General features: G+C 70.2%; 7 protein-coding genes (1 of these 7 running past the window's edge). 4 read left to right on the top strand and 3 right to left on the bottom strand.

The annotated features are described in order from the left end of the window. The first annotated feature begins 234 nt into the window (after nucleotides 1-234). Nucleotides 235-813, top strand: coding sequence for a transglycosylase SLT domain-containing protein (locus NS2_RS17475; protein ID WP_033089004.1), 579 nt, complete (start codon nucleotides 235-237; stop codon nucleotides 811-813). 51 nt (nucleotides 814-864) lie between these two features. On the opposite strand, the gene NS2_RS17470 is transcribed toward NS2_RS17475, so the two are convergent. Then, complete coding sequence (locus tag NS2_RS17470) at nucleotides 865-1,920, bottom strand: ferredoxin--NADP reductase (RefSeq protein ID WP_033089001.1); 1,056 nt, start codon at nucleotides 1,918-1,920, stop codon at nucleotides 865-867. Between the two features lie 40 nt (nucleotides 1,921-1,960). Further along, nucleotides 1,961-2,581 (bottom strand): mycofactocin system transcriptional regulator MftR2, encoded by a 621-nt coding sequence (gene mftR2, locus NS2_RS17465; protein ID WP_052086660.1) that lies wholly within the window; start codon nucleotides 2,579-2,581, stop codon nucleotides 1,961-1,963. Nucleotides 2,582-2,798: 217 nt separating this feature from the next. Here mftR2 and mftF point away from each other — a divergent pair, with 217 nt between their 5' ends. Then, on the top strand, nucleotides 2,799-4,199 hold the full coding sequence (mftF, locus tag NS2_RS17460; RefSeq protein ID WP_036552044.1) for a mycofactocin biosynthesis glycosyltransferase MftF: 1,401 nt from the start codon (nucleotides 2,799-2,801) through the stop codon (nucleotides 4,197-4,199). A 9-nt stretch (nucleotides 4,200-4,208) separates the two neighbouring features. Here mftF and NS2_RS17455 read toward each other — a convergent pair whose 3' ends face one another. Then, a complete protein-coding gene (locus NS2_RS17455) occupies nucleotides 4,209-5,450 on the bottom strand; it encodes a cytochrome P450 (protein WP_155240042.1) in 1,242 nt (413 codons plus the stop codon). Between the two features lie 242 nt (nucleotides 5,451-5,692). Here NS2_RS17455 and NS2_RS17450 point away from each other — a divergent pair, with 242 nt between their 5' ends. Together NS2_RS17450 and NS2_RS17445 are read left to right on the top strand one after the other, a co-directional pair. Continuing rightward, a complete protein-coding gene (locus NS2_RS17450; protein WP_033088998.1) occupies nucleotides 5,693-7,045 on the top strand; it encodes a GAF domain-containing protein in 1,353 nt (450 codons plus the stop codon). 505 nt (nucleotides 7,046-7,550) lie between these two features. Further along, on the top strand, nucleotides 7,551-21,458 hold the 5' portion of the coding sequence (locus NS2_RS17445; protein WP_186817603.1) for a non-ribosomal peptide synthase/polyketide synthase. It continues 4,017 nt past the right edge of the window; the window shows 13,908 of its 17,925 coding nt (coding positions 1-13,908); its start codon is at nucleotides 7,551-7,553; the stop codon falls past the right edge of the window.

The raw sequence follows: 21,458 nt of genomic DNA, 5'->3' as shown, positions 1-21,458 counted from the left end.
GGACACTAGCGCAATCATTCTGTGATCAGTCGGCGACGGCCGATACCAGCTCGAAATGAGCCGGTACCCCTCGCGCGGAGACCGCCGCAATCGGTGAGAGCGCGAACGAACGGTGATAACTGGGAGATATCCCAGTCCCGTTCTCCCACAATGCACATCACAACCCATGCAGTGCATCGGCGGGCCTCCTCGGGATGCCCGCCGTGGTCAGCGCTGCGCCCGTTCGCTATGCATTTGAAAAAACTGATCGCCCAGCCCAGTAGGGCCGCCGCTGCGCTCGCCCTCGCCGTCACCGCCGTGGTCGCCGCCTCCGGCACCGCCTCCGCCGATGTCATCAGTGGCGTCCCGCCGGAGTTCCAGGCCACCGCCCAGCAGGTCCAGCGGCAGGCCGTCCAGATCGATAACGGTCTGCCCGCCCCGCAGCAGGACCAGGTCCGCCAGTTCGTCGAGGGCCTGCCCGCGCCGTTCAACCAGCTGCTGCCCCCGACGTTCGCCAATGATCTCGACGGTTGGATCAAGAACGCGCTGTACGTGATGAACCAGCACGGCATTCCGGGCAGCTACGACGGCATCTTCCGCAATATCCAGCGCGAGTCCGGCGGTAATCCGCAGGCCATCAACCTGTACGACTCGAACGCCGCCGCGGGCATCCCGTCCAAGGGCCTGCTCCAGGTCATCGACCCGACCTTCCAGGCGTACCACGTCGACGGCACCTCGTGGGACATCTACGACCCGGTCGCGAATATCGCGGCGGCCTGCAATTACGCGGCCCACCGCTACGGTTCGATCGACAATGTCTTCTCGGCTTACTGAGCCGGAATGAATTCGGCCGCCGCGTGATTCACGCGGCGGCCGGACTCTTTCTCAGAACTGGATCTTCAGGTGGTCGGTCACCGGCCGCGCCTGGCAGCCGAGGATGTAGCCGTTGGCGATGTCCTCGGGGTCGAGGATCTCCGCGTTTTCCATCTCGACCTCGCCCTCGAGCACGGTGCACGCGCACGACCCGCATTCGCCCTCGAGGCAGGAGTAGGGCACGTCGATGCCCTTGGACAGCATGATGTCGACCAGCGTCTGGCTGCGCGGCCAGGTCAGTTCGTGGGTCTCGCCGTCCAATTCGACCTCGACGCTGGCAGCGTCCGCGGCCTCCTCATCGGTGATCTCGGTCGGCGCGACGTCGGCGAACGGGTCGCCGGAGAGCGAGTTGAAGACCTCGGCGTGAGTCCGGTTGCGCGCCATGCCGATCTGGCCGAGGGCGTCGTGGACGCGGTCCATGAACGGCTTGGGCCCGCACATGAATGCCTCGTAGCCCGCGTACGGCGAGACCAGGGTGGCCAGCGCGTCGGCTGTGGGCAGGCCCTGCAGGTGCTCGAGCCAGTGGATGACGACCAGCCGCTGCGGGTGCTTGTCGGCGAGCTCGCGCAGTTCGCCCGCGAAGATGACCGAGTCGTGGTCGCGGTTGGCGTACACCACCACGATGCGCCCGTTGCCGCGCGAGAGCGCCGACTTGAGGATGGACATCACCGGGGTGACGCCGCTGCCGGCCGCGAACAGCAGCAGGTCCTCGTCGAGGTTCTTGGGGGTGAAGACGCCCGAGGGCGGCAGCACCTCGAGGGTGTCGCCGGCTTTCACGTTGTCGCACACCCAGTTCGAGGCGTAGCCGTCGGCGGTGCGCTTGACGGTCACCTTGGGCTTGTCGTCGGTGTGCGGCGAGCTGGCCAGCGAGTAGCAGCGGGCGACGGACCCGGTGAGGTCGCTGGGGATGCGCAGGGTCAGGAACTGACCCGGGGAGTACGCGAAGCGCTCGCGCAGGTCCTCGGGCACGTCGAATACCAGCGAGCAGGAGTCGGCCGTCTCGTTGATGACCGCGGAGACCCGCAGCACGGCCGATCGCGAGCTGTGCGGTACGTCGACGGTGGTCATGGTGTCCTCTCGACCGAAACTAGAACGTGTTCTAATTTCACTATACGTGGCTGTCGCGCTGCCGGACAAGCTGAGCCTCCAGGCCCGCGATCAGCACGTCCATCGAGAAGTCGTAGGAGTACTTGCCACGCAGATCGGCGAGGTGCTTGGTGGCGCGCTCCACCGCCTCGGGCAGCACCCGGTCCAGCAGCGCGGTGCGGTCGCGCGGGTTCACCTTGGAGCGGCCGAACAGGTAGGTGTGGATGGTGGCGTACGCGGAGAGCGCATTGCGCTCGTCGAATCCGGCGTCGAAGAGGATTTCCATGACCGCGGCGATCAGATCCAGCTGTTTGCCCAGCATCTGCTCGATGAGCACATCGCCGAGACCGGGATGCTTGCGCAATTTCTCGTCGATCTGGTCGATCAGATCGCGCAACCGCATTTGCCACGTACCGAATTCCGGTGGCGGCTTGCGCACTCCGGTGAGCGCGGCGGTGGCGACCAGATCGAGTAGCTCGCGCTTGTCGGCGACGTAGTAATAGGGCGCCATCGGCGAAACTCCGAGTTCGCGTGAGAGCCGCCGCATGGACAGCTTCTCCACGCCGTCCTGCCGGACCACCCGCAGGGCGGCCTCGACGATCTCGGATTCCGAGAGGGTGTTACCGCCCCCGCCTGTCTGCATGCGCCCGACTCCCATACCGCCTCGACCACTATGGGACGCACTACCGTCCCCGACCTGTTCAACCGCCAATTTTCCTCACGCAGTGTAGAGCGCGCCCAGCAAGAGCAGTCGAGCTACGGTGTGACCCGTACCCGCGGGCGGCCGTTCGGCGGGCAAATTACATACACCCAGCGCGCCGATCATCATTGCTACCGGTTGGCTGACTTAGCATTCGGGAATGCGCCATGATCGCCTTCCCGATGGTTTCGGGGTGCGAATCGATCCCAAGGTGCGCACTTATTCCGGTGGACGGCTCCTGGTCGGCGGCACGCCGACGAGGTTGCTACGGCTCGCGCCGGAAGCTGCGGCCTTGATCGGTGACGGCTACCTCGAGGTGACCGACCCCGCGTCGGCTCGGGTTGCCAGACGTCTTCTGGATTCCGGCGTGGCCAATCCGCGCCCGCGGCTGCTGCCGTCGCTGGAGGACGTCACCGTGATCGTCCCGGTGCACAACAACGCGCCCGAGCTGTCGCGGCTGCTGTCGGCGCTGCGCGGGCACACCGTGATCGTGGTGGACGACGGCTCGGATCGACCGGTGCGGATTCCGGACTCGCGCGGCAGCCGCTGCCGCGTCACCGTGCTGCGCCGCGACCGCCGCCACGGTGTGGCCGCCGCGCGCAATTTCGGATTGCGGGCCGCGGCAACCGAATTCGTGGCCTTCCTGGACCCGGAGGTGGTGCCCCGCACCGGCTGGCTGGAGGTCATGCTCGGGCACTTCAGCGATCCGAAGGTGGCGCTGGTGGCCCCGCGCATCCTGGCCATGGACCCCGATTCCACCCTGCTGGCCCGCTACGAGCACACCCGCGGCTCGGTGCACCGCGGCCGCCGCGAGTCGGCGGTGCACGCGCACGGTCCGGTGCCCTACGTCCCGAGTTCGGCGGTGCTGGTGCGGCGGCTGGCCCTGCTGGCCGAGGGCGGTTTCGACGAGTCCATGCCCGCGGGCGGGGACGTGGACGTGTGCTGGCGGCTGGATCGCGCGGGCTGGCGGCTGCGCTACGAGCCGGCCGCGCGGGTGGCGCACAGCAATCCGGTGTCGCTGCGAAAGTGGTTCGCCCACAAGGTCACCCACGGCACCGGCATCGCGCCGCTGGCCCAGCGGCATCCGGGTCTGGCCGCCCCGCTCTCGCTACCGATCTGGACCGCGGTCTCGGCGCTGTTGCTGGGCACGCTGTCGCGCTGGGGCATCTTCGGCGGCCTGCTGACCATGGCCGCGACCCTGATCCGGCTGCGCCGGGTCTTCGCCGGGCTCGACAATCCGACCCGGGTGGCCGCCATCTATATGACGCGTGGTTTCACCGGCGGCGTGTGGCGGCTGGCGTCGGCCATGTGCCGCCACTATTGGCCGGTGACCCTGCTGGGCATGCTGTGCTCGCGGCGCGTGCGGCATATCGCGATCACCCTGGCCATGGCCGAGGGGTTGGCCGACTGGTTCACCCACCGGGAGCCGGGCAGTCTGGATCCGGTCCGCTATGTGCTGTGCAAACGCCTGGACGATGTGGCCTACGGGGCGGGCCTGTGGTGGGGCGCGGCGCGGGTGCGCAGCGCGGCGGCGCTGAAACCGACTCTGCCGCCGAACTAGTCGAAGAACTCAGCGCGGCGTCAGCCGGACCGGCATGTGCCGGACGCCGGTGTGCTTGTTGCTGCGGGTGTATTCGACCGGGCCGGTGAGCTCGGTGGTCTCGACCCGATCGAGCAGCGCGTCGACGAGGACGCGCATTTCCATGCGGGCCAGGTTGGAGCCCAGGCAGAAGTGCCCGCCGCGGCCGAAGGCCAGATGCGGATTGGGGCGGCGGCCGATATCGAAGCGGTGCGGCTCGGGGAAGACGGCCTCGTCGCGATTGGCGGAGGTCCACCACAGGGTCACCTTGTCCCCGGCCCGAATTCGCTGTTCGCCCAGCTCGGTGTCGCGGGTGGCGGTGCGGCGGTTGTAGGAGGTCGAGGAGGCCCAGCGCAGCATTTCCTCGACTGCCCCGTCCAATCGGGAGCGATCGGCGCGCAGTGATCGCCAGATCTCCGGCCGCTCGATGAGCGCCAGCATCCCGACGGCGATGGAGTTGCGGGTGGTTTCACTGCCCGCCGCGATAAGGAGGCTGAACAACATTGCCTTTTCCATATCGGTGAGCGGCTGTCCGTCGATGGTGGCGTGCGCGGCCAGCGACATCAGATCCTCGGCCGGGTCGGCGGTCTTGGCCGCCAGCAGTCGCGCACCGTAGGCCCGGGTCTCCGCCAATGCCGCCTGGGACCGCGCGGTGGCCTCACCGAGGTCCCGATCGTCGTAGTCCAGCGTCACATTCGCCCAGCCGAACAGCTGGTGGCGATCCTCCTGCGGCACCCCGAGCAACTGCGCGACCGCCTGCAGCGGCAGTTCGGCGGCGAGGTCGATGAGAAAGTCGCAGTCGCCCTTGCCCAGCGCGGCATCGACGATGGTGGCGGCCCGTTGCCGCAGGTCATCCTCGATGAGTTTCAGCGTGCGGGGTGCGACGCTGGGCGTGAGCAGCCGCCGGACCTCCGCGTGGCGCGGGTCGTCCATCATGTTGAGCAGCACCCCGACCGCCCAGTCCACGGGCAGATCCTCGATCAGCGTCCCGCCGCCGCTGCGCTGCCCGCCGCTCTCGGAGGAGTAGGTGTCCGAATCCCCGGCCACGGCAACGATGTCCGCGTACCGGCTGATCACCCAGAACCCTTCTCCGCCCGGGGTGTGCGCGGTGGGCGGATGCCACCACACGGGTTCCTCGGTGCGGAGCCGATCGAAGACCGCGTGCGGAAACCCGTGCGCGAAGCGGTCGAGATCGGTCAGGTCGATGTCCTCCACGGACCCACCCTGGCACAGCGGGTACCGTCTGGGTGGCAGATTCGGTGAACGGTGTAAACGTGAATCACCGTTCGCGGCAAGGGATTCGGGCCGAATACCCGTTACCCTCGGTTACAACTGAACAGGTTCTGTTTAACAAAATGCAGCGTAGCTCACATTTCCGATAGTGACGGTCGGCATGTGACCTGCCGGACAAACGTCCGGCTTCCGCCTTGGGCGCTCAGATGCGCCGGTACTCTTTGGTGCGGAAAGAAAGGCAAATGGTCAGCAATCTCGCAGGTGGAGGGCACCCCCACCACGGCGTCGAACCGGGCAGTCAACTCGGGGCGCTCGAAACGTATGCCGCCCAGGCGCATGGATACCTCAGTGTGGGCGGCGATCAACTGGGGCAACTGCCGGGCCTGCTGCGGCCGATGGTGCTCGAGTCCTGGCTGCGCAGTATTCGCGGCGGCGTGGATCCCATGGACGACGGTGACGGTCGCGGCCTGCGTGGCACGGATCTGGAGCGCTACCGCGACGCGCACGCCATTGCCGCGGTCATGCCGTTGGTGGACAAGCTATTACTGCGCGATGCCACCAGCACGGGCCTGATCGTGGTGGTGGCCGACCAGTTCGGCCGCGTGCTCTCGGTGCACGGCAATGCCGATCGGGTGCAGGCCGCCGCGGAGGCGGGCCTGCGCGAGGGCAACGACCTGAGCGAACGTCGCGTCGGCACCAATGCCGTCGGACTGGTGGTGCGTACCGGCCGCGCGGCCTGGATCCACGGTCCCGAGCACTTCCTGCACCGCATGCACCAGATCACCGGAGCCGCTGCGCCGGTGCACGATCCGGACGGCCGCCTGGTGGGCGTGCTCATGATCGCGGGTGGGGTGCGGGTGGCGCGCCCGGAGATCCTGGCCCTGGTGAAGGCGGCGGCCACGGCCGCGGAGATGGATCTGCTGCTGGCCGCGGTGCGGTCGGGGCAGGACCGGCGCTCGAACGCCGATGCGCCGCAGCCGGAACGGCTCGGGCTCGAGGTGCTCGGCCTGGGGCAGCCGCAGCTGACCGTGGCCGGCGAGCGGGTTCCCCTGTCGCAGCGGCACGCCGAGATCCTGCTACTGCTGGCCGAGCACACCGAGGGCTTGTCGGCCGATCACCTGGCGCTGCTGCTGGACGACGCCGACCTGGACAACGCCACCATCCGCGCCGCCATGTCGCGGCTGCGCTCGGTGGTCGGCTCGAATGTGTTCGGTTCGCGCCCCTATCGTTTGCGCGTCCCGATCGCCACCGATGTGGAAGCGCTGCGCGCCGCACTGGATTCCGGGGACGTGGATGCCGCGGTGCGGCTTTATGCCGGACCGGTATTACCGCGCTCGACCGCGCCGGGCATTATAGACATTCGCGATGAGTTGCGGGTTCGCCTGCGCACCGCCGTCTTACGTTCGGGCGACGCTTCGGTGCTGAGCCGGTGGACCGCCGGTGCCGAAGGGCGCGACGATGCGGCCGCGTGGGCTGCCTACCGCGCCACCGTTGATCGTGAATCTCCGCTGTATGCGCAGATCGAAGCGAAGATCCGGGTGCTGGACCGGCGCCTGGGCGCCGATGTAACGCAGTTGCAACGTTTCGACTCATAGTCTCCACATCCGAAAGTGCGGTCAGTCACACCGCTGCCTTGTCATGTGGTCGTACCCACATTCTTCGCGATCTTCGCGGACGCGTGCCGCCCAACTAGACGCTCGTCCAACTTTTTTTCGGGAAAAAGTTCCTTTTTATTGTGTAAACGCCTAGTGTTCGCATTCATGAACGGCATCCCTGTGATGCAGGTGACAGTTGGAGGAGATCGGCAGCAGGACACCAGCGGATGCGATGACCCGGAGGCGATCGCATCCCGGCCGTCGAGCCAGTAGGCCCGGCCGCTTCGAGCACTAGTTGGATCACGCGCGGTTTCCCGCGCATTCGTCGAATCACCCAGGGCGGTGCGATCTTTCGCGGCCTGGTGCGCCCTCGTACCCCGAGCGCTCCCCAGGTCTATTTCGCGATGCCCGAAACCGTTGGTCGACATAGCAATTCGCCATGACAAGGGAGGCTCTGGTGCAGGGTACGGACTCGAGTGGTCTGCGACCGAATGAAGTTCCGCCGGTGGATATCTCGGTGCCGGTGGATATCTCAGCGCCATTCCCTCTCGGACCCGCCCAGATCGGTGTCTGGTACGCCCAGCTGCTGAACCCCGACGTCCCGCTCAGCATGGCCCAATACGTCGACATCCAAGGCGATTTCGATGTCGATCTGCTATTACGTGTCTCAGCAGATGGCGTGCCGATCTGGCGCACCTCGCAGCTGCGCTTCACCGAGATCGACGGGCAGCCCTTCCAGTACATCGATCCCGCCGGCGGCCACAACACCGAACTGATGGATCTGCGCGGCGAGCCCGATCCCATTGCCGCCGCGCATAACTGGATGCGCGCGCGGGTGGTCACGCCGATGAACCCGCTGACCGACCGGCTCTTCGAGCCGACCCTGATCCGGGTCGCCGAGCAGCGCTGGTTCTGGTTCGTGATCGGCCACCACATCGTCGGCGACGGCTATGCCGCCATGAACACCATGCAGTGGTCGGCGCGCCGCTACACCGCCCTGTCCCGCGGCGAGGAGCCCGAGCAGGTCAAGGTCGGCACCCTGCGTGAACTGGCCGAATCGGAACTGGCCTACCGCGACAGCAGCCGGTTCGCGACCGATCGCGCGCACTGGCTGGAGCGCACCGCGGGCCTGGACGGCGGCAATACCCTCACCGGCCGCACCGCGCCGCCGCGCGCGGACAACACGCGGGTCGGCGGCATGCTGCCCGAGGAACTGCACCGGCGCATCGAAGCCTTTGGCGCACAGCATGATTCGGGTCTGCCCGGCGTGATCATCGCCGCCTTCGCGGCCTACATGGCCCGGCTCACCGGCAAGGACGAGGCGGTGCTGAGCCTGCCGGTGACGGCCCGCACCACCGCGGTCATGCGGCGCTCGACGGGCATGCTGTCCAATATCGTGCCGCTACGGATTCCGGTGCGCGCGAACACCACCTGGGGCGAGCTGCTCACCTCGGCGCGGGTGGAGATCTCCGGCGCGCTACGGCATCAGCGCTACCGGCACGAGGACATTCGCCGCGATCACGCCGAGTTGCAGGGCAGCCCCGCGTCGCGCGCGTTGTTCGGCCCGATGGTGAACGTCATGCTCTTCCACCCCCGCCTGGAGTTCGGGGACGTGCAGGCACGACTGCACGTGCTCTCGACCAGCCCGGTCGAGGATATGAGCCTCAATCTCTTCTACGGTGACAACGAGCGGGTGTTCCTCGATTTCGAGGTGAACCCGAACCTGTACACCGAGGCCGAGACCGCTCGCCACCACGAACGTTTCGTCGACTTCCTGGGCAAGCTGCTGGATCTGGATCCGGCCGCCACGCTCGAGCACGTGGATGTCTGCACCGCGAGCGAACGCGACACGGTGCTGCGGCACTGGAACGACACCCGCCGCCCGATGGATCCGGCGGCCACGCTGGTGTCGATGTTCGAGGCGCAGGCCGCCCGCACGCCGCAGGCCACGGCCCTGCGCTTCGCCGGTACGCCCGATCTCACCTACGCGGCCTTCGCCGAGCGGGTGAATCGCCTTGCCCGCTACCTGATTTCGCGTGGCGTCGGTCCCGAGACCCGGGTGGCCCTGCACCTGCACCTGCGCCGGTCGCCGGAGCTGGTGACCGCCATGTACGCCGTGCAGGCCGCCGGCGCGGCCTACGTGCCGCTGGACCCCGATCATCCGGCCGACCGCATCGCGCACATCCTGCGCACCGCAGTGCCCGCCCTGGTGCTCACGGCTTCCGGGGAGCTTCCCGAGATCGACTCCGCCGTAGTGGATTTGGCGGATATCACCGGCGACGCCCTGGCCGGTTTCGACGCCGCCCCCGTGACCGACGCCGAGCGCCTCACCCCGCTGCACCCCGCGCACCCCGCCTACGTCCTGTTCACCTCGGGCTCCACCGGACTCCCGAAGGGCGTCGTGGTGAGCCACGCGGCCATCATGAACCGCCTGGCCTGGATGCGGCAGAGCTTCGATTTCACCGATTCCGATGTCTTCCTGCAGAAGACGCCCGTCACCTTCGACGTCTCGGTGCCGGAGCTGTTCTTCCCCTTGCAGATCGGCGCGACCCTGGTGCTGGCCCAGCCCGACGGTCACCGCGACCCCGCCTACCTGCGCGCCGCCATCGCCGAATACGGCGTCACCGTAGTGCATTTCGTGCCGTCCATGATGGACGCCTTCGTCGCCGAGCTGGAGAAGGAATCCTCTCCGGTTCGCGGCGCGTCTCGTTCTGGACTGAGCGGAGCGGAGGAGCGAAACGGGGGAGCGGAGGGAGGGAAGAACGAGACCTCCAGCGCCGCGAACCCGCCCGGAGCGGAGCGGAGGGCAATCAAGCTCCGCCAGGTCTTCGCTTCGGGCGAGGCGCTGCTGGGTCCGGTGTCACAGCGCCTGCGCGCGCTGACCGGCGCGCCGCTGCACAACCTGTACGGACCCACCGAAGCCGCGGTGGAGGTCAGCTCGCACGAGGTGACCGACGCCGACACCGCCGCCGTGCCGATCGGCGCGCCGGTGTTCAATACCCGGCTGTACGTGCTCGACGCACGCCTGCGGCCGGTACCCATGGGAATCCCGGGCGAGCTGTATCTGTCGGGGGTACAGCTCGCCCGGGGCTACCTCTCACGGCCGGGCCTGACCGCCGAACGCTTCGTCTCCGACCCCTACGCGGGGGAACCCGGCGCGCTCATGTACCGCACCGGCGATCTCGTGCACTGGAACGAGAACGGTGAGATCGAGTACCTGGGCCGCACCGATTTCCAGGTGAAGGTGCGCGGCCTGCGCATCGAGCTCGGCGAGATCGAGACGGTGCTGGCCGCCGTGGAGGGCGTGACCCGCGCGGTGGTCGTGGTGCGCGACGAGCAGCTGGTCGCCTACGTGATCGAGGCCGCCGAGGTCGACGCGACCCGGCTCAAGGCCGCGGCGGCGCGGGCGCTGCCCGCGTACATGGTGCCGAGTGTCTACATGACGCTGGATGCCCTGCCGCTCAATGCTTCCGGCAAGCTGGATCGGGCCGCGCTGCCCGCGCCGGTGCGGGTAGCGGTGCGGCACGAGGCCCCGGAGACGGTGACCGAGCGGGCCGTGGCCCGGGTCTTCGGCGAGGTGCTGGATGTGGCCGAGGTCGGCCGGCTCGACGACTTCTTCGCCCTGGGCGGCAACAGCCTGATCGCCACCCAGGTGGCCTCGCGCCTGAACGCGGAACTGGGCAGCACCTTGACGGTGCGCGAGATGTTCAGCGCCACCGGCGTGTCCGAGCTGGCCGCGGTGATCGACGCGCGCTTCCTGGACGCGGACGCGGAGTCCCACGGCGCGGTCGCGCTGGTGCGGCGCGAGCGCCCGGAGTCGCTGCCGCTGTCCCCGGCGCAGCAGCGCATCTGGTTCCTGAACCGTTTCGACACCGGCAGCGCCGGATACAACATGCCGTTCGTGGTGCGACTGCGCGGCGCGGCGGACGAGGCCGCCATGCGCGACGCGCTGGCCGACGTGCTGGATCGGCACGAGGTGCTGCGCACCGTATTCCCCTCGACCGCGGCGGGTTTCGCGCGCCAGCAGGTGCTGCCGGTGGCGGCCGCGGCCGAGCCGGTGGCGCACGACACCTGCGATGCCGACGAACTGGACGCGCGGTTGCGCGAGTTCGCGGGCCGCGGTTTCGACCTGGAGCGTGAGATCCCGTTCCGTGCACGACTGTTCACCGTCACCGGTGCCGTCGCCTCGGATTGCGGACTGGGCGGTCCGGTCATGGTGGATGCGGCCGACCTGGACGTGCCCGAGTACGCCATCGCCATCGTGCTGCACCACATCGCCGCCGACGGCCTGTCGCTGCCGATCCTGGCCCGCGACCTGATCCTGGCCTATCTGGCCCGCGTCGAGGGCCAGGCCCCGGCCTGGCAGCCCCTCGCGGTGCAGTACGTCGATTACGCGCTGTGGCAACGCGACCGCCTCGGCGCGGCCGACGCCCCCGACTCGCTGCTGTCGCGGCAGCTGGGCTTCTGGCGGCAGACCCTGGCGGGCGCGCCGGACCTGCTCGCCCTGCCCGCCGACCGCCCGCGCCCCGTGGTCGCCACCGGCCGCGGCGCCAAGCTGGGCGTCGAGCTGCCCGCCGAGTTGCACGCGCGTATTTCGGAAACCGCCCGCGCCGAGGGCATTTCGACCTTCATGCTGATGCACGCTACCCTGGCCGTGCTGCTCTCGCGGCTCTCCGGCGAATCCGACATCGTGATCGGCACCCCCGTCGGCGGCCGCGGCGCGCGCGAACTCGACGACCTGATCGGCATGTTCGTCAACACGCTGCCGCTGCGCACCGAAATCGACGGCGCGCAGAGTTTCCGCGAACTCGCGCACCGGGTTCGCGACACCGATCTCGCCGCCTTCGCGCACGCCGATGTCCCCTTCGAACAGCTCGTCGAGGCCCTGAATCCGCCCCGCTCGCAATCGCGGCATCCGTTGTTCCAAGTGGCGCTGTCCTTCACCGCCGCCGGAGACATCGGCCTCGAACTGCCCGGGTTGCTTGCCACGACGGGTACGCTGGATACCGAGGTGACCAAATTCGACCTGTCGGTCGCGGTCACCGAAAGCTTCGCCGGTGCCGGTCCCGGGGAAGGTCCGGCACCGGCGGGGATCCACGCGGAGTTCGAATTCGCGGTGGATCTCTTCGATCCCGCCTCCATCGAGGCGTTCGCGCACCGTTTCGTGCGCCTGCTCGACGCCGTCACCACCGATCCCGCCGTGCCGGTGGACGCGCTGCCGCTGCTGGATGCGGACGAATACGACGATCTGACAACCCGTTCCGGCGGCGAGTCGCGCGCGACACGCCTGCTGCCGGAGTTACTGGCCGACGCGGTGGCGGCCGGGCCCGAGCGCCCCGCGCTGGTTTCCGGCGAAACCACCCTGAGCTACGGCGAACTCGACGCGCTCACCAACCGCCTGGCGCGCCTGCTCATCGCGCGCGGCATCGGTCCCGAGGATCTGGTGGCCGTCGGCCTGCCGCGGTCGCCGGAGACCGTGGTCGCGGTCTGGGCCGTCGCAAAGACCGGCGCGGGCTGGCTGCCGGTGGATCCGGCGCTGCCCGCCGAGCGCATCTCCTACATGGTCCGTGACTCGGGCGCGGCGCTCGGCCTGACCTCGGTCGCCCTGCGCGACACGCTGCCTGCGGCGCTGCCCTGGCTGGCGCTCGACGAGCCCGGATTCGCCGCTGCCCGGGCCGAATTCGCCGCCGCGCCGATCGACGACGCGGACCGGGTGCGCCCGCTGCACGCCGGGAATGTCGCCTACGCCATCTACACCTCCGGTTCCACCGGCGTGCCCAAGGGCGTCATGGTCTCGCACACCGGCCTGTCCGGCCTGGCGGCCGCGCAGGTGGAGCGCTACAGCGGCGGCCCGCAGGCCCGGGTGCTGCAGGTGACCACCCCGAACTTCGACATCTGGGTCGCGGAGACGCTGCTGGCCTTCGCGCCCGCCGCGACCCTGGTCATCGCCCCGCCCGAGGCGAGCGTGGGCGTGGAGCTCGCGGATGTGATTCGCACGCAGCGGGTCACGCACGTCGTCATGACCCCCTCGGCGTTCGGCACCCTCGATCCCGACCAGGTGCCGGGTCTGCGTCACATCGCCCTCGGCGGCGAGGCGCTGCCGGGCGAACTGATGCGGCGCTGGGCCGAGGCGGGCCGTCCGCTGGTCGACGCCTACGGCCCCACCGAGACCACCGTGGTGGTGAATGCCAGTGCGCCGCTGTCGGCCACCGATCCGGTGACCATCGGCGCGCCGTTCGCCGGGGTGCGGGAATGGGTGCTCGACGCCCGCCTGCGGCCGGTGCCGGTCGGCATGATCGGCGAAATGTACGTGGCGGGTTCGCAGCTGGCGCGCGGCTACCGCGGCCGCGCGGCCCTGACCGCCGATCGTTTCGTGGCCTGCCCGTGGGCTCCCGGTGAACGCATGTACCGCACCGGCGATCTGGTGCGCTGGACCCCCGCGGGCACCATCGACTATCTGGGCCGCAACGACTCCCAGGTCAAGGTGCGCGGCTACCGGATCGAGCTGGGCGAGATCGAGGCCGCCACGGCGGCGCACCCGCTGGTGCGTCAGGCCGCGGTGGTGGTGCACACCGATCCGGTGCGCGGCGATCAGCTCGTCGCGTACGTGGTGCCCGAGGACGCGGGCCTGGACCTGGCCGAGCTGAAGGCCGGGCTGGCGAATCGGCTGTCCGCGTACATGATTCCGGCCGCCTTCATGGTGCTCGACGCCATGCCGATGACCATGAACGGCAAGCTGGATCATCGCGCGCTGCCCGAGCCGGTCTTCGCCGCCCGCGAATTCCGGGCCCCGCGCACCCCGATCGAGCAGCTGGTCGCGTCGACCTTCGCCGAGGTGCTGGGCCTGACCCCGGCCGCGCTGGCGGTCGAGACCGTGCCCGCGCGCCCGGTGGCGCTCACCTCCGAGGTCGTGCTCCCGTCGGTCGGCGCGGATGACGACTTCTTCGAGCTGGGCGGCAACTCGCTGATCGCCACCCAGGTGGTGGCCCGCCTCGGCGCGGCCCTGGACACCCAGGTGCCGGTGCGCCTGGTCTTCGAGGCGTCCAGCGTGGCCGGACTGGCCGCGCGGCTGGCCGAGCTGGCCGGATCCGGTTCCCGCGCACCGCTGGTGGCGGGGGAGCGGCCCGAGGTGCTGCCGCTGTCCTACGCCCAGCAGCGCATGTGGTTCCTCAACCGCTTCGACAACAGCTCCATCGCGGACAACCTGGTCGCGGCCATCCGGCTGGACGGCCCGCTGGACGCGGACGCCCTCGCGGCGGCGGTGACCGATGTGGTCGCGCGCCACGAGACGCTGCGCACGGTGTACCCGGCGACCGACGGCGTGGGCCGCCAGCTGGTGCTGCCGGTCACCGACGCCGGTGTCGCGCTAGCGGTCGAGCAGGTGAGCCCGGATACCTTGCAAGCCAAGATCTTCGAGCTGGCCGTGCTGCCGTTCGCAGTGGACGAGCGGGTGCCCGCGCGCCTGACCCTGCTGCGGGTCGCTCCCGACGCCCACGTGCTGGTGCTGGCCGTGCACCACATCGCCGCCGACGGCTGGTCGATCGCACCGCTGACCCGGGATCTCATGCTGGCCTATGCTTCCCGCCGCGGCGGCGAGGCCCCGGCCTGGACGCCGCTGCCGGTCCAGTACGCCGATTACGCCCTGTGGCAGCGCGAGCTGCTCGGCTCCGAGGATGATCCGGAATCGCTGCTGGCGGACCAGATTCGCTTCTGGCGCGCCGAATTGTCCGGGCAACCGGAGACTTTGGAGCTACCCGCCGACCGGCCCCGTCCGGCCGTGGCGACCCGCCGGGGCGCGGAGTACCGCTTCACCATCTCCGCCGACCGGCACGTGCGGTTGCGGGAGTTCGCGGAGGGCGATCGCGCCACCCTGTTCATGGCGCTGCACGCGGCCTTCGTGACGCTGCTCGCCAAACTGTCGGGCACCGGCGATATCTCGATCGGCTCGGTGGTCGCGGGGCGCGGCGAGCAGGTGCTGGACGACCTGGTCGGTATGTTCGTGAACACCCTGGTGCTGCGCACCGAGGTCGCCGCGCACAAGACCTTCCGGGAGCTGCTGGCCCAGGTCCGCGAGTCCGATCTGCGCGCCTTCGCGCACGCCGACGTGCCGTTCGAGCGCCTGGTCGAGGTGCTCAACCCGACCCGCTCGCAGGCCCGCCACCCGCTGTTCCAGGTGGCCCTGGATCTGCAGAACACCGCCCAGACCACGCTGGAGCTGGACGGCCTGACCGCGTCGCGGATCGAGCTGGATCCCGGCATCGCCAAGTTCGACCTGCAGCTGTCGCTGATCGAGAAGCGCGAGGCGGGCGGACTGGAAGCCGTATTCACCTACGCCACCGACCTTTTCGACGAATCCACCGTGGCCGCCTTTGCCCGGCGGCTGGATCTGGTGCTGGACGCGGTCACCGCCGCCCCCGATCGCCCGGTCGGCGATATCGACCTGCTGCTCGACGACGAGCGCGCCAAGGTGCTCGCCGACTGGAACGACACCGCGCACCACTTCGAACCCGCCACCCTGGTCTCGCTGTTCGACACCCGCGCGCTGACCTGCCCCGATGCCCCGGCCATCGAATTCGAGCACGCCGATACCTCCCAACCGGCTACAACTCTGTCCTACGGCGAGTTCGCCGACCGCGTGCACCGCCTGGCCCGCAAGCTGGCCGAATCCGGCGTCGGCCCGGAATCCCGGGTGGCACTGGCGATCCGCCGCTCCACCGAACTGCTCGTCGGCATGTACGCCATCCTCGCCGCGGGCGGCGCGTACGTGCCGGTGGATCCGGACCAGCCCGAGCAGCGCACCGACTACGTGCTCGACGCCGCGGGCCCGGTCATCATCCTGACCACCGCCCGCGACGGCTTCACCACCGCCCGCGACATCCCGGTGCTGGAGATCGACACCGTCGAGCTGGACGGCTACGCCGGTACCCCGCTCACCGACGCGGATCGCCGTGCGCCACTACGCGAGTCGAACGCCTGCTACGTCATCTTCACCTCGGGCTCGACCGGCCGCCCCAAGGGCGTGGCGGTCTCGCACGCCGCGGTGGTGAACCGCCTGGTGTGGGGTCAGGCCCACTACGGCCTGACCGCCGCCGACGCGGTACTCCAGAAGACCCCCTTCACCTTCGACGTATCGGTGTGGGAGTTCTTCTGGCCCTTGCAGATCGGCGCCCGCCTGGTGGTGGCCGCGCCCGACGGCCACCGCGACCCGAAGTACCTGGCCGAGCTGATCATCCGCGCGGGCATCACCCATGCCCACTTCGTCCCGTCCATGCTGGCGGTTTTCGTGACCGAACCGGCCGCGGCGCACTGCACCGGTCTGCGGCAGGTCTTCTGCTCCGGGGAGGGCCTGCCCGTCGGCACGGCCGCCAAGCTGCGCGAGCTGACCGGCGCGCGGCTGCACAACCTGTACGGCCCCACCGAGGCGGCCGTGGAGGTCACCTACCACGAGGTCACCGACGCCGACACCGCGTTCGTGCCGATGGGCCGCCCGGTGTGGAACACCCGCACCTACGTCCTCGACGCCCGGCTGCACCCGGTCGCGCCGGGTGTCGCGGGCGAGCTCTACCTGGCGGGCGATCAGCTGGCGCGCGGCTACCTGTTCCGTCCGGACCTGTCGGCGGATCGCTTCGTGGCCAACCCGTTCGCGGTCGGCGAGCGCATGTACCGCACCGGCGACCTGGTCACCTGGACCGCCGCGGGCGAGCTGAACTACCTGGGCCGCACCGACTTCCCGGTCAAGCTGCGCGGCCTGCGCATCGAGCTGGGTGAGATCGAGGCCGCGCTGCTGGCGCAGCCGGGCATCGCTCAGGCCGTCGTGGTGGTGCGCAACGACCCGCACGCCGGTGACCAGCTGGCCGGATACCTGCTGCCCGAGCCCGGCGTCGCGCTCGAGCTGGGCGCCGTCAAGGCGGCGCTGGGCGGCCTGCTGCCCGGCTACATGATCCCGGCCGCCTTCGTGGTGCTGGATGCGTTCCCGCTCAATGCTTCCGGCAAGCTGGATCGCGCGGCCCTGCCGGCGCCGGTCTTCGAGACCGCCGTCTACCGCGCGCCCGAGACCGTGGCCGAGGAGGTGGTGGCGAGCGTCTTCGCCGACCTGCTCGGCGTGGAGCGCGTCGGCGCGCACGACGATTTCTTCGCCCGCGGCGGCAGCTCGCTGCTCGCGGCCCGCGCGGTGGCGCGGGTGGCCGCGGCCCTCGACGCCGAGCTGTCGGTGCGCGACCTGTTCGACGCCCCGACCGTTGCCGGACTCGCGGCCCTCGCCGAGGCGAAACCGGCTGCCGGAAAGCAACTCCCGCTGATCGCGGGCCCGCGACCGGAGCGCCTGCCGCTTTCGGACGCCCAGCGCCGCATGTGGTTCCTCAACCGCTACCACGCCGACGAGAACGGCGTGGCCGCCGCCGCGGCCTCGGACAATATCCCCCTCGTGCTGCGCGTGACCGGTCCGCTGGACACCGCGGCCATGAACGACGCACTGCGCGACGTGATCTCACGGCACGAGACCCTGCGCACCGTCTACCCCGACGGCGTGGACGGCCCCGAGCAGCTGGTACTGGCGGAGGCGGACACCCATCTGGTGACCGCCGAGGTCACCGCGGACGAGATCACCGCCCGGGTGGCCTGGCTCATCGGCCACGCCTTCGACCTGACCCGGGAAACCCCGGTGCGCGCGGCGGTTTTCAGCCTCTCCGCGACCGAGCACGTGCTGGTGCTGGTGGTCCACCACATCAGCGCGGACGGCTTCTCGCTGGGCCCGCTGGCCACCGACATCATGACCGCCTACCTGGCCCGGCGTGCGGGCGGCGAGCCCGGCTGGGCGCCGCTGCCGGTGCACTACGCCGACTACACGCTGTGGCAGGCCGCGCGCCTGGGCGACGATGACGACCCGAACTCGCCGGCCCACCGCCAGCTCGGCTACTGGCGGCAGCGCCTGGCCGGCCTGCCCGAGCTGCTGGAACTCCCCGCCGACCGGCCGCGCCCGGCGGTGTCCACGCTGCGCGGTCGCGAACTGAGCGTCACGGTCGCCCCCGAGGTGCACGCCGGACTGCGAGACCTGGCCCGCGCCAACGACACCACCCTGTTCAGCACCGTGCACGCGGCCCTGGCCGCCCTGCTGGCCCGGCTGTCCGGGACCACCGACATCGCCATCGGCACCCCGGTGGCCGGACGTGGTGAGCAGGCTCTCGACGGCCTGGTCGGCATGTTCGTCAACACCCTGGTGCTGCGCACCGCGATCGACACCCGCGCCTCCTTCGACGCGCTGCTGAAGACGGTGCGCGCGGGCGATATCGAAGCCCTCTCGCATCCGGACGTGCCGTTCGAGCGTCTGGTCGAAATGCTCGCCCCGGCCCGTTTGCAGAACCGTCACCCGCTGTACCAGGTCGCGCTGGCCTTCCAGAACTACGACCTGCCCGCGCTGGAACTGCCGGGCCTGCGGGTCGCCCAGGAACCCATCGATATCGCGATGGCCAAGTTCGATCTTCAGTTCACCGCTCGCGAGATCTTCGACGCGCAGGGCCGCCCCGCCGGGCTGACCGTCGACATCACCTACGCCACCGACCTTTTCGACGCCGCGAGCATCCGGCAGCTGGCCGCGCGCTTCGGCCGGGTGTTGGCGGCCGTGGTGGCCGATCCGGCCGTGACCGTGGACGCGCTGCCGCTGCTCTCACCCGCCCAGCACGCCGATCTGACCTCCCGCACCGGCGGCGCGGTCACCACCGGTCGCCGGCTGCCGGACCTGATGGCGGCGGCCGTGGCCGCCCGCCCGGACGCGGTCGCGCTGGTCGACGGGGAACGCGAGCTCACCTACCGCGAGCTGGACGCCATCTCGAATCGCCTGGCGCACCTGCTGATCGAGCGCGGCGTCGGCCCGGAGGACCTGGTCGCCGTCGCCATGCACCGGTCGCTGGACTCGGTGCTCGCGGTCTGGGCCATCACCAAGACGGGTGCGGGCTGGGTGCCCATCGACCCGGCGCACCCGAGTGACCGGATCGCGTTCATGGTCGCGGATTCCGGTGCCGCCCTGGGCATGACGGCGTCCGCCGCCCGCGTCTCGCTGCCCGACACGATTCCCTGGCTGGCCCTCGACGACCTCGAATTCCGGGGCACCGTCGCCGGATTCAGCGATCGCGCGATCACCGACGCGAACCGGGTGCGCCCGCTGTACGCCTCCCACGTCGCCTACGCCATCTACACCTCCGGCTCGACCGGCGTGCCCAAGGGCGTCATGGTCTCCCACCTCGGCCTGCCGGGCCTGGCGGCCGCCCAGACCGCGAGCTACTTCGGCGAGCCGTCGGCGCGGGTGCTGCACGTATCGTCGCCGTCCTTCGACATCTCCGTCGGCGAACTGCTGATGGCCGTCGACTCGGCCGCGACCCTGGTGATCGCCCCGCATTCGGCGGCCGCCGGTCCCGAACTCGCGGAAGTCATTCGCGGGCACGGGGTTACGCACACCCTCATGACACCGTCCGCGCTGGGCACCATCGATCCCGAGGACGTTCCGTCGCTGCGGGTCGCGGCGGTCGGCGGCGAGGCCGTCCCGGCCGAGCTGGTGCGCCGCTGGGCCGGTGCGGGTCGCACCCTGGTGGACGCCTACGGGCCGACCGAGGCCAGTGTGATCGTGAACGCCAGTGTCCCGCTCGATGTCTCGGACCACGTCGTCATCGGCCCGCCGTTCGCCGGTGTCCGGGAATGGATTCTCGACGCCCGGCTGCGTCCGGTGCCGGTGGGCGTCGTCGGCGAGCTGTACGTGGCGAGCGCCCAGCTGGCCCGCGGCTACCGCGGCCGCGCGGCCCTGACCGCCGACCGTTTCGTGGCCTGCCCCTGGGCTCCGGGCGAGCGCATGTACCGCACCGGCGACCTGGTCCGCTGGACCGCCTCGGGCGCGGTGGATTACCTGGGCCGCAACGACTCCCAGGTCAAGGTGCGCGGCTACCGCATCGAGCTGGGCGAGATCGAGGCCGCGCTGGCCGAGCACCCGCTGATCCGCCGGGCCGTGGTGGTGCTGCACCGCGACGCGGCTCGCGGCGATCAGCTGGTGGCCTACCTGGTCGCGTCGGGCGCGGGCCTGGACGTCGCCGCCGTGCGCGCCGCCGTCTCGGGTCGTCTCGCGGCATACATGGTTCCGGCCGCATTCGTGGTCCTCGACGCCCTGCCCATGACCGTCAACGGCAAGCTCGACTACCGCGCCCTGCCCGCCCCGGTCTTCGAGGCCACCGCCTACCGTCGCCCGGCCACCGCGGCCGAGGAGCTGGTGGCGGGCGTGTTCGCCGAACTGCTCGGGGTCGAGCAGGTCGGCGCCGACGACGACTTCTTCGCACTCGGCGGCAGTTCCCTGGTCGCCGCGAAGGCGGTCGCCCGTCTCGGCGCGGTCTTCGACACCACCGTCGGCGTCCGCACGCTCTTCGAGGCTCCGACCGTCTCGGCCCTGGCGGCCGCGCTGGCCGACGCGACCGGCCGCGCCGCGCGTCCCGCCCTGGTCGCGGCCGAGCGCCCCGACCGGCTGCCGCTGTCCCCGGCCCAGCAGCGCATGTGGTTCATCAACCGCTTCGACCAGTCCTCCACGGCCTACAACGTGCCCATCGCGCTGCGCCTGTCCGGCGACCTGGACGCCGCGGCCCTCGGCGCGGCCTTCGCCGACGTGGTGGAACGCCACGAATCGCTGCGCACCGTCTACCCCGAGACCCCGGACGGCGCGGCGCAGGTGATCCTGCCTGCCGCGCAGGCCTTCTCGGAACTGAAGGTGCTGCCGGTCAGCGAGGACGAACTGCCGGTGCGGGTCCGCGAGATCCTCACCACCACCTTCGACGTCACCACCGAGGTGCCGATCCGGGTGGAGCTGCTGCGGCTGGTCAACGCCGACGGCACCCCCACCGGCCAGCACGTGCTCGCCGGTGTGCTGCACCACATTTCGGGCGACGGCTCCTCGGTGGTCCCGCTGGTTCGCGACCTCATGGTGGCCTACGACGCCCGCCGGGCGGGACACGCTCCGGCCTGGCCGCCGCTCGCGGTGCAGTACGCCGACTACGCCCTGTGGCAGCGCGCGCTGCTCGGCTCCGAGGACGACCCGGATTCGGTGGCCACCGCCCAGCTCGCCTTCTGGCGCGAGACCCTGGCCGGGCTGCCCGACCAGCTCGACCTGCCCGCCGACCACCCGCGCCCGGCCCGCCAGAGCCTGCGCGGCAGCTACCTGCGCCTCCCGCTCGACGCCGAACTGCACACGGCCCTCACCGAATTGGGCCGCCGCCACGGCGCGACCCTGTTCATGGTGGTGCACGCGGCCTTCGCGGCCCTGCTGGCGCGACTGTCCGGCACCACCGACATCGCCGTCGGCACCCCCATCGCGGGCCGCGGCGAAGCCGCCCTCGACGACGTGATCGGCATGTTCGTCAACACCCTGGTGCTGCGCACCCGCACC

Origin of the sequence: Nocardia seriolae NBRC 15557 (genome assembly GCF_007990715.1) — a bacterium.
GTDB lineage: Bacteria > Actinomycetota > Actinomycetes > Mycobacteriales > Mycobacteriaceae > Nocardia > Nocardia seriolae.
Note: the sequence above shows the minus strand (reverse complement) of the source record. Positions and strands in the feature narration are given on the sequence as shown.